Source organism: Luteolibacter pohnpeiensis (assembly GCF_016595435.1).
Lineage (GTDB): Bacteria > Verrucomicrobiota > Verrucomicrobiia > Verrucomicrobiales > Akkermansiaceae > Luteolibacter > Luteolibacter pohnpeiensis.
The window spans coordinates 55,164-68,900 of sequence record NZ_JAENIJ010000007.1 but is presented as its reverse complement, the minus strand read 5'-3'; the positions used below and the strand labels follow the sequence as shown (position 1 = coordinate 68,900).

Genomic DNA, 13,737 nt, shown 5'->3' with positions numbered 1-13,737 from the left:
TCGGCGCCGTTCAGGATTCCACTCCAGAGAACTTGAAGTGTTCGATCGCCATTTGAACGTCCGCCAGCGCCGCCGTCATCAAGCTGCGGGTTTCATCATTCATGTCCTCCGACTTGATCGCGTCTTCCAACGCACCGGCGAGAACTTTTTCGCCGCGCACGCATTCGCTCAAAATCGCATGCAATTCCTCGGATGACATGCTTTCACGGACGCCCATCCACCAACGATGCGCTGCGCCTTCCAGAGTCCCGTTCGCTTCGCTCGGGGAATCCTGATCGGTGGTGACCAGCGCGGTCAGTTTCTTGGCAACCGCCGCACGCTTTTTCGAAATCTCGACGAAAGCCGTTGAGAGATCGGTTTCGTCCACCAACTTCGCCGCGTGGGCATAGCCATCGCGCGAGTCCACATATCGGGCGACGACAGCACTGAGTTTGGATTGATTCTCTGAAGGTTCGGCGGATTTCATTGAGGTGTTGATTTTGTAAAATTGAAGAAAATGTCTTTGGCTCAGCGTTTCGATTTGGGCGTGGCGAGGAACTTCAACACATCCTCCAGCGGTCGTGTGTTGAAGACATCCTGTCGCCGCAGCCAACCTTTCTTCGCCATCCGGACGCCGAGGCCAATGTGGTGCAATCGGGCAATCGAATGGGCATCCGGGTTGATCGAACACAGCACTCCTTTATCGCGCGCGCGCTTCCACCAACGCCAATCCATGTCCATCCGCTTCGGGCTGCAATTGAGCTCAATGATGGTCCGGGTTTCCGCAGCGCAGTCGATGATGCGCGCGTGGTCGACCTGGTAGGGTTCGCGCTTCAGCAGGACCCGGCCGGTGACGTGGCCGAGCATCGTTACATGCTCGTTTTCCATCGCCCGGCAGATTCGCCGAGTCATTTCATCTTCGGAAAGATTGAACACGCCGTGGACCGAGGCCACGCAGAAATCCAACTGCATCAGCAACTCGTCGTCGAAGTCGAGCGATCCGTCTTTTAAAATATCGACTTCCGAACCAGCCAACAGTCGGAATTTTTCGTAACCCTTGTTGAGTTCGGCGATCTCTTTGATTTGCGCCATCAGGCGTTGTTCATTCAGTCCGTTCGCCTGCGGCGAGGATTTTGAATGATCGGAAATCCCGAGATATTGCAGGCCGAGATCGATCGCTTCCTCCGCCATTTCTTCCAGGGTGTGGTGGCCATCGGACGCAGTGGTATGGCTGTGAAAAGTTCCGCGAAGGTTCTCCAGCTCGATCAATTTCGGAAGCTGGTTTTCCGCAGCGGCTTCGATTTCTCCACGGTTTTCCCGCATTTCCGGCGCGATGTAATCCAAGCCCAGCGCAGCATAAATGTCCTTTTCCTCGTGAATCGGCGGAAGTTCCGAGGTGTCACCGGTAAATCCATATTCATTCAGGGAAAGCCCCTGCTTCAGGGCCAGGGAGCGCAATGCGACGTTGTGCTCTTTCGACCCCGAAAAATACTGCAGGGCGAAAGGGAATTGCTCGTTCGAGACGGCGCGCAGATCACACTGAATGCCGTCATTGAGTCGCACCGATGCTTTGGTTTCGCCGCAGGCAATGATGGATTTCACTTCCGGTAACAGGGTGAAGTCTTTGCAAACCTGGGCCGGCTCCTTGGTGGCGACGAGGAAATCGAGATCGTGCACCGTTTCCTTGGCGCGGCGGTAGGACCCGGCAACTGCACTGCGCGAAACATCGGGATGCTGCCGCAGGGTTTCGAGAATCGTTTCCACCACGGGCGTTACCATTCCCAGTAAGAAGCGATCGGCGAAGCTTTCACGCAATGCCAATGCTTCCAGAATCTTGACCTGGGTTTTGGCACCAAAACCGGCGAGCTCGGCGACTTTGCCTGCTTCACAGGCTTGTTTCAGATCTGCAATCGATCCGATGCCCAACGATTCGTGAAGTGCCTTCACTTTCTTTGGGCCCAAGCCCTGCACATCGAAGAGTTCAAACAGCCCCTCCGGGAATTGAGATCGCAAATCCTGATGGAATTTCAAAACACCCGTGGATGCCAGCTCGTGCAGCTTTTCACGCAGTGCCTCGCCAATGCCTTTGATGTCTTTCAAATCATCTGCCGTCGCTTTGGCGACGATGTCACCGTCATAGTTCAGAACGGCCTCCGCGCCTTGGCGATAAGCACGGATTTTGAACGGATTTTCGCCTTTCAGCTCCAGCAAAAGAGCGATCTCTTCCAGAGTCCCGGCCAGCGTCTCACGAGTCATGCGCGGAGCATGAAATGGGCACTTTGGGAAGTGAAGGGAAATCAGAAAATCAGCTGAAAGTTGAATTTCTAACCGTCCGTATCGCGGCCGTGCAGTTTTTAGGGATGGATCATTTGAAAATCAACCGGTTGCTGGCCAATTTGGCCGTGCAAGTGATTGCGGGGGCTATCTGGGTCGCACGTGCCGCACCCTTGCCGGAAGGGAAAAGCCGTCATGTGGATTACCCTGAAGTTCGACAAGCATCCGAGGGCCTCTCCTGGCCAGTCGGGCAGGCGATTCCGATTTTCGCGACACCTGCCAAATCACTCGATGCGATCGCTGCCCAGGATCTTTCCCGGGATGAATTGATCACCTTTTCCGCCTTGCAAGGGCAGGTGAATAAAAAGCAACCGCGGATCTATCTGTTCGATGCCAGAGCGGAAGAAAAACCCGAGACCTGGCCGGATACCGCCGGGTTTGCGTTGGATCCGAAGTATGATCGCAATACGAAGCTCGATCTCGTCGATAAGTATAAGCGGGAAATTGCAGGCGTGGTTCTCTACGATCCCAATTTGAATCCTCACTACCGGAATTTGGCAGGTACGGCCGCTGCAGTGATGAATGCCATACCTGTGACGCAGGTTGTATACGACGATCTGAAGAATCATGGCATCCGCTTCAAGGTTGTTGAGGATCTAACAAAGCTCGATTTGAAATCCACAGTTGAGATTTATGAATATCTCTATCAGCACTATTGGCCGAAATGTGAAAAACGGTTGATAGTAAGCGCCAAGCCGTTGGATCGGAAAGGAGGAGGGGACTATTTCCACACTCGGGATATCGCAAGTGCGGCTGGCGCCGCGGTGGTATGGCTGGATACGACGGTCCCCGAGGAAAGAAAAATGCTCGGCAAGTTTTTCAATGACATGAAGGCGGGTGAATCGATCGCTCTGGGTTGGTATGCCACCGAGCGATCCGGAATCACGGCAGCTTCCGAATATGGCATCGGAACATTGCCGGCGGACTTCTTCATCAGTGCGAGTGTCTTTGCTGGAACGACACACGAAATTAAAATTCCGCCGGTTCCCAAAATGCCGGAACTCAAGGATAAGGTCTATATTGCCATTTTCATCAGCGACGGAGATAACATCCAATACACCCAGCACGCGATGCGGAAGAACTGGGATCGCTCTGCGGATGTTCGCGGAAAAATGCCTCTGAATTGGACGATATCTCCAGGGCTGGTGGATATCGCGCCAGTCATCATGAACTATTACTATGGCCAGGCATCACCACTCGATTGTTTTGTGACTGGCCCATCGGGCATGGGATACATGATGCCATTCAACACCCTGAATGAACCAGGAGCACCAGTGGGGGATTACCTCAAGGACAAGCAGCGCATGGATGGCTACGCCCGTCTAACAGAAACTTATCTGCAGCGCTCTGGCTTGCGGGTCTCGACCATCTGGGATGATGCCACAACGATGCAGCGTGATTCTTATGAAACCTTTTGCCGAAGCTTGTATGGGGCAACGGTTCAGAATTTCAAAGATGTGCCATCGGTAGAGGGTGGAGTTACCAATCGCCGGGTCTTATTTGATAAACTGAAAATTCCTTATGCCGGATCTTACGATCATATTTCCGGCTCCATTCATCAGGAGATACAACGTTGGGATGGCAAATCTCCAAAGTTCATCGCTTATCAGGCGGATGTTTGGGGAGATCTTAGTTTGCAAAAACTGATCCAATTGCACGATCGTTTGAACGAAGAATTTCCGGATAAAGTGGAGTTTGTGAGAGCGGATCACTATTTCAATTTATCGAATGAGGCAGGGGGGATTCCCTACAATTTGTGTTTGGATGCCAACACGCAGATTCGGACCAGCAGTGATACCAAGGATGTCAACGGGATCATGGATGGCACCGTAGACACGATGTGGACTTCAAAAGGTGTCGATAAGCCATGGATCGGCCTCGATTTTCAAAAACCACATGTGATCAGCCGCTACGTCATCCGGCATGCAGGTGCTGCTGGTTTGGCGAAGAATCTGAATACCAAAGCGTTCATGGTGCAAACCAGTCTGGATGGGAATATCTGGACAACAGTCGACGCTCAAAAGGCGAACACGGCTGATGTGACTGATATCGAGTTCGCTCCAGTGAATGCCAGATACCTTAAAGTCACGATTTACGATTCGGGTAAGGACTCAACCGCCAGGGTTGCGGAACTCGAAGTTTTTGGACACTGAAAATTTAAATAGCCTTTGCTTGTTATTCATTAGTGGCACCTGTGAGGTGCTTTTCCCACTTGGTGCCAGCCAAATCGCTTTTCATTTGATCGATCAAAAACGGCATCGAATCCCTTTCTGTGGTTAACACACCGACCACAGGATAAATGGCACCAAAAGACGCGAATATGTTAAATTGGAATGGCTGTTCCAGTGTTAGCTCGCCATCATAAACGGAATGCGAACCCAATTGATAGTTCAGATGTGCAATCAGTTTGCCTGATCGTTGTGAGATTCGGCCCAACTTTTGCCCTGTAGGTGGATTTACTTTTTGGTTTTCTTCGCCAGGGGTGGTGATTAAATAGCCGATTTGTACCGGCTGCGAAACCAATTCTGCGGGTAATTGCTCGCCGTATGTTGGTCTCCAAATCTTGAGCATAAACGGCGCATTTTGTGTTAAGTCTGGTTCATCCGTGATTGCCAGCAACAATGCGCCCTCTTGCATCGGCACAAGATCGAGTGGGATGCCGCGCAGAACTTCTCCTGACGGATCTTCTGTAGCATCGATGTTTTCAACAAATTCCGAGTAACTTAAATGCCGATGATTCCAAAGCTCTACTTTCACCGAAAGTGGAGTCTCTTCACCTTCGGGTGAAATCTGATAATTGAAAACACCTCCATTCAGGTCTTGCGCCCAATAACTGATGGTTTTGTGATAGCCCTTGCCATCCTCATCCGCGACCAAGGGCGCAACCAAGGGCTTGTCACCAACGTAGTGCCATAGGTGCACGTAACCTGGCTTGGTCGATCGGATCGTGGCTTCTCTGAAGTCAGTTCTGACCCCATCCAGTTCTGTTGCCTTTTTGTGAACCGAAATGCTTGTATCCTGCTGGGTTTTTTCTTGTCCCTTGAGCTCCCCAGTTGAAAACGCGATGCCTGATGCGACTAGAAAATGAAAAATAGTTTTGGTTGGTTTTACATTCATGGATTTTTATGTATGGGTATGAATAGAATGTATAAATGTATTTATTGGATGCAGGAAGTGTGAAAATTGACTTTTATCCAAGCAGTTTGGCAAAGCGTTGCGCTTTCTGACGGGGTAGTAAGATTGCCAGTCATGAATAGATCAGGTCTGCCATTTACCTCCCTGGGACACGATGCAAATGGTAACTTGACATCAGACAGTCGCTGGAACTATGTATGGAACACTGTAAATCAGCTCATCATGATGACATCGACTTCTACCGCCCTTGGCCAAGGTGTGTCATATCAGGAATTATCGTTCAGTTACGATTGGATCGGTCGTCGGGTGCGGAAACAGGTATTCAATCGTGCATCAGTCTTGACTCCATTAAAGGAGCTAAAGCCCAAAAATTGTGGGACCGAGGTGATGAAGCCGTTAAGGAAGAAAATAGGGCGAGAAGATTGCTCGGGGAGCGGCTTCGTAGACCTCAATATTGGGACAAAATAGAAGATTGGAGTTAACAATGAAATATATTTTATGTTTTTTGCTGGTTTTGGGATTAACATTTTCCCCGATATGGGCGTCTGATCTTCACGAGGTTGATTCTGATGTTGCAATTATATCTAATTCGGATTTAGGTATCAAACTTCAAGTTGAGCTGAAAAATAATGGGAGTCTTGCCCAAATTTCGTTCACTAAGGGGGGAGAGACTTACATCGTCCCAGATTCGTTAATTGTTGACTCAGGGAAGATGATATCTCTTTCGAGAATAAGAGTTCTTGTTCTAAGGGCGGATCCTGAATCAAGATCTGAAGAATCACCTTTGTACAGAATTTTTTTTGCGTGTGGAGCGAGTGTGATTAACGAAAGTAAGCATTATGCATTTAATTCTCGTGACGAAGTTTGGTTTGATTTTGTCTCGAGTTCATTCGCATCAAGAGGGCGGTGTGTCTCGATGGGCGACTTAACTGGTAAATGGAACTTGTACTCGAAAGAAAGGGATGAAAATGAAGTTAAGGTTGAGACTGTTGATTCAGTTGTTAATCCTTTTGGATCAAGTATTATTAGCAAAATAGAATGAATGGCCCTAAAAAATGCCCTCCTAATGAATGCCGTAAGCGTAGTCTCATGTTGCAAGCTTGGCCCAGCCCCAGGAATGCGATGAATACGATCTTTGATTTTTGGCGGCGTCTCGGTACGGCCAGCATACTTCTTGCGGCGTTGGTATCGTGTTCGTTCGCAACTGGCAATGAGAGTTCACAGAACTTTGGCAAGCTCACTCTAAAGCTCATCCACAAGAGCACTGATGGAACTGGCAATGCAACGCTTGAATTTTTTGACGGAAGCAGCCGTGCCTCTCTGGTTATACAAGAAGTGCCTCTCGAACGGCTGATCTCACCGGATGGCTCGAAGTTGGCTTTACCAACCAAAGGAGGGACGCTCCTGATCGTTAATACTAGCTCAACCATTAAGGACGTGGTAGATCGAAAGGTGGAACGCTCGTTTCAATTTTTTGCGCGAACTCCAAGAGATCATAAATCGACATTTAAAATCGGAGTCCGCTTTGATAAGTGGAAGTCTGGAGAGGTTCTAACCATTGGAGTCGCTGAACCAGATTCCGACAAGTTAGTTGATGTGCTCGTCAATATAGACGTGCCACGCGGGAGGGTAAGCGAGAGCTACTTGCAGCGAATGTTGCAGATACGTGATTTCGATAACGAAATTGAATTGAGGGTAATCAGTGCTGCGGATCGAGCAGAAGGTGATAGCGCCGCAAAGGATATCCCACCACAGCCTACAAAGCCATGACCTGCTAAAATGCAAAGTTTTCTGCACCGATCTGAAAGGACTAAGGGACTGGCGTAATAGTAAGAACTGCGCTTGCCGAATTTTGCGAGATGGTAGAACTTGATAATAGGCAAGTCTCTAATCTGAATCGGAACTTGACATCAGGCAACCGCTGGAACTATGAAAATCAGCCCATTAATATTAGTTTTTCTTTCGGTTTTCATGCTTTCGTGTTCGCTCATGCAGGGTGATTTGATTTATTCAAAGTCAAAATATTACACTTGGAATGGGTTTGTTTCTGATTCAACCAAAGTGAGATATGGGAAAGTTATAAATTTGAAAGAGTTCCCGGAAGGTTTGAGTGATCGTCAATGTAGAAATATAACGATTAATGAGGTTTTATTGGTCCGAAGAAAAGAAGATGGTTTTCATTTATTCCAAGTAAGCGAAGAAAAGATTGGTGAGGGAATATCAATTAAGGGAAAATTAGACTTCGGAAAATTGGTCGGGGAACGAATTGATCCTGAGTCAAAACTTCATCAGTTCCTTGTAGTATCGGATTAGCATGAACAGGTGCATGACAAAAGGACATGGTAACGTGATACTTGGATCGGTGGAGTTTTCTACACCGATCTCCCGTACCATTCGCGACAGGCCTCTTATGACACGCTTTACATTCTGCGGTTCCACCTCGATGGCGGAGGGTTCGTCAGAAGTGTTTTGCGGAAAGGTTCTACTGCCTATGGAACTCTACATGTTATTGTGATGGATCAGTACGCAGCAGAGAACCCAACGACTTCGTTTTCGATTCTAGCCGCAATCAAGTGGGGCCGACTGTCCCTCATGGAACAGGAGCAAGTTGGACATCATACCTATCGAAATCATGAGAAATATACTGTTTGCACCTTTTTGGTTCTGTTTATTTTTCTTTTCTTGTGTAATGAGCATACACTCAGAAGAAACTTATGATATTTTTAAGCTCAAGTGGAGAGCATCGGCGTTTTGGTAGCATCAAGGATCAAAAACCGCATGTGGAATCAAAGTTAAAGGACGGCTCCACTTGGAGGATTTGGTATATCATGTTAGGCACCCGATCCGAAGGTATTCGTGGAGAATTGGTCGCACCAGACGGAAGCCTGATTGTGGGGGAAAAGTTGGATGAAAAGAAGAATGTTCAAGGAGTAGTGTATGTTTGGAAGGGCTCATTTAAGGGGCGAAAGAATCTCTTTGATAATACTGGCTGGTTGCATGAGAAGCTGGATGAGTATTCGCCTTCAAGAAAGGTAATCGAGAAGGCTTCCAAGTGAAGTGAAGACTGAAATTTTGCATGACAAAGGGACATTTGGATCGGTGTAGAAAATTTTGTCTTTTAGTAGTTCCTGATATGGGTTAAACGAGTCAAGGATTCACCATAGAGAGGTAGCCCTTTTGTCATAATTACACAACGCCATGAAAGTTATCAATATCTTTAAATTGATGATTATTGCATTCATCCTTTCTTCTTTTGGTGTGGCGGAAGAAGTGAAGGTTGATCGTATATATCCCTATATTTTTGCAGAGTCGACTGGGGATAATAAATTTACAATATGTGATAAATCCATAAAGCCGATCCGGAGATTTGCCTTGGACTCTAATATGGAGTCTGTAAATACTTTAATGGCTCTAAGATATAATGTAATTTACCCGAATTCAGATGGGACTAAAATATTTTTGAGAGGTGAATACAATATTGTTGATTCGTCCTTTAGATTGACGGGGTGGTTTATTGTTTCTCCTTTTGTGTCGCGGGATGTCGTGGATGTGAATAAATTACCTCAAGAATACAAAACAGTTAAGCGGGTCAATCTGGTGGCTGATGACTTTCGGATTCCGGTAACTAATCTTAAGTTGTATGTAAGGACAATTGAGTAGCTCATGGAACGGTGTAGAAAACTTTGTCCTTTAGCATGTCTAGATATGGATAAGCGGGCTAGGTTTTAGTCCAGGGAGCTTCTTGATAGAGTCAGCTGCGTAAAAATCGAAGGGCCTGCTGGAAGACCTGCTTGATGAAGTTACTCGCTTGCTGGTCGGCTTGGCCTTCGCGGTTCTTGCATGTTTTTTGTCACCAGTGCTTTTTCTTGGTTGTTTGAGCCGAGCTTTCATCGTATCTCGTTGCCGAATTAGAATCATCGAATTCCCATGCTCTGATCGTACTTTCGTGCGGCTGACATCGTACTCCTGAAGGTTGGGTTGCGATGGCTGGGGAAGTCTTGGGGGGGCTGCCCCGGTCCACCGGGTATTACGAGGCATGGGGCAATCGCCAAGAGATCCAACCGCATTGCGACGCGCCGACCATTAGAAAGTAAATTGCGCCACCAAGAAGGCGAAGTGGATCTGGATACAAAAACGGCCGGGAAAAGATATCCTTCCCGGCCGCTTTGAGTGTTAGAGCTTAAAAATAACTCAGACGTGCAGAATTTTCGCCACGCTAGGAGCGCGCAGACGATGGGATTCTGGCATGCCGGAGCCAAGCAGTGGGCGGCAGTAGGCGTGGAACTCTTGAGTCACACCGTTGCCTTCCGCATTGATGAAGTTGTCTGGCATGTGGCGGGTCTTGCCTGCGACGTTACCGATTGGCACCAGCTGGTAATCGACGCTGTAATCAAGCACTGGACGCTTGATGGCGACCGATCCGTCAACGTCGTCCCACATGGCGAATTGAACGGCCTTTTCGCCGACTTCGCGTGCTTCACGGGCGTCACGATCTGAAACGACTCCCATGAAGGAGCGTTGCAGGTAGCCGAAGGTGTCGGAACGGACGCGCTTGATGCCGAGGCCGTCGCGGACGGTGTTGGCGAGCAGGTCGCCGAGGGCGCCGGTGCCGGAAAGCTGGATGTTGCCGTGGGAGTCGCGCTCTTCCTTGCCGAGGAGCTTGGTGATCATCGGAGTGCCGGATGCGTCGGAAATCCCTTCCGAAACGGCGATGGTGACGAGACCGTGTTGCTTGTAAATGCGGTCCACATCGGCCAGGAATTTGTCCGTATCGAACGCACGCTCAGGCAGATAGATCAAGTGTGGGCCGTCGTCGACATACTTGCGAGCGAGGGCGGAGGATGCGGTGAGGAAGCCGGCGTGGCGACCCATCACGACACCGATGTAGACGCCACGGAGGGCACGGTTGTCGAGGTTGATGCCGCCGAAGGCTTGAGCCACGAAGCGGGCGGCGGAGCCGAATCCCGGGCAGTGGTCGTTTTCCTCAAGGTCGTTGTCGATCGTTTTTGGAATGTGGATCGCGCGCAGCTCGTAGTTGGCGGCTTTTGCCTGCTCGTTCACGATGCGGACGGTGTCCGAGGAATCGTTGCCGCCGACGTAGAAGAAGTAGCGAATGTCATGGGCTTGCATGACCTTGAACATGCGCTCGCAGTATTCTTCGTCCGGCTTGTCGCGGGTCGAGAGCAGACCGGAAGATGGGGTGTTGGAGACTTGTTCGAGGTTGTGGGTGGTCTCGCGGGTCAGATCGACGAAATTTTCGTCAATGATGCCGCGGACGCCGTGCACAGCGCCATAAACGGAAGTAACCTGGGTGAATTTTCGGGCTTCGAGGGCGACACCGACAACGCTTTGGTTGATAACCGGGGTGGGGCCGCCGCCTTGGGCAACGAGGACTTTTCCTACTAAACGACTCATGGGGCCGCGAGAATCGATAATCTTCAGAGAGAAGCAAGCCTTGAAAAATGACCACCAGCGGCTTGCCGCAAATGCTAGGATTCAGACTTGCATGCAAATCCACCTGAAAAAGCCGCTTTGTCCGTGGTTGCCAGAAGTTCATTCCCGCGAGAAACCATGGAAAAATCGCCCAAAGCAGGTCGAAAAGGATGCCGCTTTCTATCTGGCTGCACTGCAGTTCGCGCAATTTCAATGGCTTGAAGGCAAGCCGGCACAAGCGATTCTGCAGCTGAACAAATCGTGGATGGCAGACGAGCCAGATCCTCAGTTCCAGCCTCCCTATCAGGCGCTGGTGTGGATCATGGAGAACTCAAAACGGGGAGAATCAGGATTTATGGGGAATCCTGTCAGGCATTTCCAGCACCTCGCGAGCCGGATGAGTGGCCCGCGAGCTGAAGTCCGAAGCTGGAGGGCCTGGGTGTGCTTCCACCTCGCGTCGAAGTGGCTGGATCACGGCTATCCGCGCGATGGCATCCAATTGGCACGGGAGGGTTTGTGGATTCCCAGCTGGGAGAGGTCACTCTGGGAATTGCGCAAATCAGGCTGGCCTGCCGAATACTGCTATGCGGAGAAAGCGATGCACACATCCGTAAATTATCGCGCAAACGAGTCTATGTCTCATTAGACAAATCGGTGGGTGCCGAGAACGTTCTCTCAGCACCCACCGGATTTGCTCGGGGGGAATTTATCACCATCGCAGAACTCGGGGGGAAGAACTGTCGCGGCAACGCAAAGACTAGTATCCCATTTTCGGCCATAACAGCATTCCGCGATCATGTAGGGCGATCTGTTTTAAATCTGTAAACCAATAAAGATCAGTGACATATATTCGATTGAAAATGCAACAGATGATTGATTGATACACTTGATTTTATTTTTTTATTTCGGCGTGCCAACTTTTTGTAATGCGACAACAGAGGCCAATGGCGAGTTTTTTCACCACTTTGGAGCCGCATTGCATGCATCTTGAAGATGAATCAAATTCATGCTGAAATGCTCATAGATTGACCCTTCATCGATTGCGAAAATCACGTGTTTATTCGGTGATCTTCTCTTTGGTCAGTGTTTTGCGCATGATGAGGATCTCTTTGCCCGCTTTGATGCCGACATAGAATACGAGAAATGCGTACCAGAGAATCGATGCGGCTGCCAACAGCATCCAAAACAGAACAAATGGGTCGCTCATGATCAAATTGGGTTCGTGTTGTTTGATTTACTGAGGGAGCCGATCAGCATGCCCAGAGCGGCTAGTCCAAAGGATGAAAATCCTGCCACAGCTGGCTTAAGAATAACTGGGATCACGTTTGCTAAACCCCTGGATTGGAAGATTTCCGGATGCGCGGTCCAGATTTGCTCCACGATCAGGAAGGTGATGGGTCCGATTGCTCCGAGAATCAAGGCGCTGATGGCACCTACTTCATTAGCCCGCGGCCAGTAAAGGCCCGCCACCAGCAGCGTGAACACACTGGAAAGGTAGATACTGCCAGTTACAGCCATGTAATCCCATGCATTTCCGGGAAGTTGATACCATAGGCCGTAGAACAGGAGAAAAATGCCGATACCGATCACAATGGATCGGGTAAGCAAAAGGCGTCCGGCTTTGGACAACGGTTTTTTCAGGCAGGGGGAGATGATATCGTTGTAGATCACGGTTGCCCAGGTGAGCAGATATCCGCTATCGGTGGACATTTCCGCTGCAAGCATGGCGGCGATGACAATGCCAATGATGCCGGCTGGTAAAATCGTCGATAGATAGCGGGGCATCGCGGTTTGAGAGTCGATCCCCTCCGGAAGTCCGCCGTTTTTGGAAAAGTAGACAAAAGCCGCAGCACCCCAGAGCACCGGCAAAAGGAATCGGCCGACGAAGTAAAATGCGGTCCGTTGATACATGGATTTGGCCGTCGCTGAGTCGCGCGCGGATAGCACCCGGCTGATGGTGGTTTGCCAGGTGGTGACCACCGCCATTTGGAAAACAAACATCCACAGCACATAGCCCCAGCCCATTTTGTCGGAGAGAAACGGGTTGAAGGGATCCGAGGTCATTTTCATCCCCGCCTTTCCAGTCCAAGCGGCCTTCAAATCGGCCACTAAACCGAAACCGTTACCGTTTGCATGAAGGACGAGCACGGTGGTGATGACCAAGCCGACTCCCATTACCAGGAATTGCAGGTAATCGGTGACCAGAACGGAGAGCATGCCTCCGAGCGCGGTATAAAGGAGCACCAGTCCGAGCAAAGCGGTCATCACCCACTTCAGCCATTCTGGAGGCATCCCGGTCGACCAGACTAAAAACTTTCCACCCAGATTGAGAAATACTCCCATGTTGAGCAGGCCGCCAAGCACCACGAAAAGTCCTGCCAGCCATCGGACGCGAACGCTGAAGCGCTTTTCGAAAAGCTCGGGAATGGTCATTACGCCAGCATCACGGAGTGGCTCGATCACAAACCCCGTTTTACCGACGATCCACATGGCCAGGCACATCAGAACGCCAACGGTGGCGCCAGCCAGACCATTTTCGAATCCAAGCTGGGCGGTGTACATGATGGTCACCAATCCCAACTCTGTTGCCGCCAATGAGGCAATGCCGAGATTCACATCCATTTCGCGACCCGCTACAGCGAAATCCTCCACGCCTTTGACATATCGACGCATCATCAATCCGACCGTCATACATCCGACTAAATAGATACCGACAATGAGCCAATCGATGAGGGTCAATGTCATAGAAAATCGATGGCTACCATTTCGAGCCATATTGCGGATTTTCTATCAGAATTAAAGAAGATTCGACTGATGAATCGAAAATCACTCGTCCAAACACGATGCAATAGTGCG

The 13,737-nt window shown here is 49.7% G+C and carries 13 protein-coding genes; 7 read left to right on the top strand and 6 right to left on the bottom strand.

Features of this window, described 5'->3' with window-relative positions:
* Positions 1 to 10: 10 nt before the first annotated feature.
* On the bottom strand, positions 11 to 466 hold the full coding sequence (locus tag JIN85_RS06280; RefSeq protein ID WP_200268748.1) for a PA2169 family four-helix-bundle protein: 456 nt from the start codon (positions 464 to 466) through the stop codon (positions 11 to 13).
* A gap of 41 nt (positions 467 to 507) precedes the next feature.
* On the bottom strand, positions 508 to 2,235 hold the full coding sequence (gene polX / locus JIN85_RS06275; RefSeq protein WP_200268746.1) for a DNA polymerase/3'-5' exonuclease PolX: 1,728 nt from the start codon (positions 2,233 to 2,235) through the stop codon (positions 508 to 510).
* A 104-nt stretch (positions 2,236 to 2,339) separates the two neighbouring features.
* Between polX and JIN85_RS06270 the strand changes: the two genes are divergently transcribed.
* Complete coding sequence (locus JIN85_RS06270; protein WP_200268744.1) at positions 2,340 to 4,466, top strand: galactose-binding domain-containing protein; 2,127 nt, start codon at positions 2,340 to 2,342, stop codon at positions 4,464 to 4,466.
* Positions 4,467 to 4,488: 22 nt separating this feature from the next.
* Here JIN85_RS06270 and JIN85_RS06265 read toward each other — a convergent pair whose 3' ends face one another.
* Positions 4,489 to 5,430 carry a hypothetical protein gene (locus JIN85_RS06265; protein WP_200268742.1) on the bottom strand — a complete coding sequence of 314 codons (942 nt, stop codon included), beginning with the start codon at positions 5,428 to 5,430 and terminating at the stop codon, positions 4,489 to 4,491.
* 502 nt (positions 5,431 to 5,932) lie between these two features.
* Between JIN85_RS06265 and JIN85_RS06260 the strand changes: the two genes are divergently transcribed.
* From JIN85_RS06260 to JIN85_RS06240, 5 genes are all read left to right on the top strand, one after another.
* Positions 5,933 to 6,490: a hypothetical protein gene (locus tag JIN85_RS06260; protein ID WP_200268740.1), complete on the top strand. Its 558-nt coding sequence runs from the start codon at positions 5,933 to 5,935 to the stop codon at positions 6,488 to 6,490.
* Positions 6,491 to 6,570: 80 nt separating this feature from the next.
* Entirely contained in the window at positions 6,571 to 7,218 is a 648-nt protein-coding gene (locus JIN85_RS06255) for a hypothetical protein (RefSeq protein ID WP_200268738.1), read from the top strand.
* Between the two features lie 159 nt (positions 7,219 to 7,377).
* Entirely contained in the window at positions 7,378 to 7,761 is a 384-nt protein-coding gene (locus tag JIN85_RS06250; protein ID WP_200268736.1) for a hypothetical protein, read from the top strand.
* 401 nt (positions 7,762 to 8,162) lie between these two features.
* Positions 8,163 to 8,504 carry a hypothetical protein gene (locus JIN85_RS06245; RefSeq protein ID WP_200268734.1) on the top strand — a complete coding sequence of 114 codons (342 nt, stop codon included), beginning with the start codon at positions 8,163 to 8,165 and terminating at the stop codon, positions 8,502 to 8,504.
* A 142-nt stretch (positions 8,505 to 8,646) separates the two neighbouring features.
* Positions 8,647 to 9,108: a hypothetical protein gene (locus JIN85_RS06240; RefSeq protein WP_200268732.1), complete on the top strand. Its 462-nt coding sequence runs from the start codon at positions 8,647 to 8,649 to the stop codon at positions 9,106 to 9,108.
* A 531-nt stretch (positions 9,109 to 9,639) separates the two neighbouring features.
* Here JIN85_RS06240 and JIN85_RS06235 read toward each other — a convergent pair.
* The gene (locus JIN85_RS06235; RefSeq protein WP_200268730.1) at positions 9,640 to 10,863 is read right to left on the bottom strand and encodes a 6-phosphofructokinase; all 1,224 of its coding nucleotides are present in this window, start codon (positions 10,861 to 10,863) and stop codon (positions 9,640 to 9,642) included.
* A gap of 91 nt (positions 10,864 to 10,954) precedes the next feature.
* Here JIN85_RS06235 and JIN85_RS06230 point away from each other — a divergent pair, with 91 nt between their 5' ends.
* Positions 10,955 to 11,527, top strand: a complete 573-nt coding sequence (locus tag JIN85_RS06230) for a hypothetical protein (RefSeq protein ID WP_200268728.1) — start codon at positions 10,955 to 10,957, stop codon at positions 11,525 to 11,527.
* A 411-nt stretch (positions 11,528 to 11,938) separates the two neighbouring features.
* Here the strand turns inward: JIN85_RS06230 and JIN85_RS06225 are convergent, their stop codons facing one another.
* Together JIN85_RS06225 and JIN85_RS06220 are read right to left on the bottom strand one after the other, a co-directional pair.
* A complete protein-coding gene (locus JIN85_RS06225; RefSeq protein WP_200268726.1) occupies positions 11,939 to 12,088 on the bottom strand; it encodes a hypothetical protein in 150 nt (49 codons plus the stop codon).
* A gap of 2 nt (positions 12,089 to 12,090) precedes the next feature.
* Positions 12,091 to 13,626, bottom strand: a complete 1,536-nt coding sequence (locus tag JIN85_RS06220) for a sodium:solute symporter family protein (RefSeq protein WP_200268724.1) — start codon at positions 13,624 to 13,626, stop codon at positions 12,091 to 12,093.
* Between the last annotated feature and the right edge of the window lie 111 nt (positions 13,627 to 13,737).

Coding starts and splice junctions, on each gene's coding strand:
- JIN85_RS06280 (WP_200268748.1), bottom strand. CDS start 466: ATGAAATCCGCCGAACCTTCAGAGAATCAATCCAAACTCAGTGCTGTC.
- polX (WP_200268746.1), bottom strand. CDS start 2,235: ATGACTCGTGAGACGCTGGCCGGGACTCTGGAAGAGATCGCTCTTTTG.
- JIN85_RS06270 (WP_200268744.1), top strand. CDS start 2,340: ATGGATCATTTGAAAATCAACCGGTTGCTGGCCAATTTGGCCGTGCAA.
- JIN85_RS06265 (WP_200268742.1), bottom strand. CDS start 5,430: ATGAATGTAAAACCAACCAAAACTATTTTTCATTTTCTAGTCGCATCA.
- JIN85_RS06260 (WP_200268740.1), top strand. CDS start 5,933: ATGAAATATATTTTATGTTTTTTGCTGGTTTTGGGATTAACATTTTCC.
- JIN85_RS06255 (WP_200268738.1), top strand. CDS start 6,571: ATGAATACGATCTTTGATTTTTGGCGGCGTCTCGGTACGGCCAGCATA.
- JIN85_RS06250 (WP_200268736.1), top strand. CDS start 7,378: ATGAAAATCAGCCCATTAATATTAGTTTTTCTTTCGGTTTTCATGCTT.
- JIN85_RS06245 (WP_200268734.1), top strand. CDS start 8,163: ATGATATTTTTAAGCTCAAGTGGAGAGCATCGGCGTTTTGGTAGCATC.
- JIN85_RS06240 (WP_200268732.1), top strand. CDS start 8,647: ATGAAAGTTATCAATATCTTTAAATTGATGATTATTGCATTCATCCTT.
- JIN85_RS06235 (WP_200268730.1), bottom strand. CDS start 10,863: ATGAGTCGTTTAGTAGGAAAAGTCCTCGTTGCCCAAGGCGGCGGCCCC.
- JIN85_RS06230 (WP_200268728.1), top strand. CDS start 10,955: ATGCAAATCCACCTGAAAAAGCCGCTTTGTCCGTGGTTGCCAGAAGTT.
- JIN85_RS06225 (WP_200268726.1), bottom strand. CDS start 12,088: ATGAGCGACCCATTTGTTCTGTTTTGGATGCTGTTGGCAGCCGCATCG.
- JIN85_RS06220 (WP_200268724.1), bottom strand. CDS start 13,626: ATGACATTGACCCTCATCGATTGGCTCATTGTCGGTATCTATTTAGTC.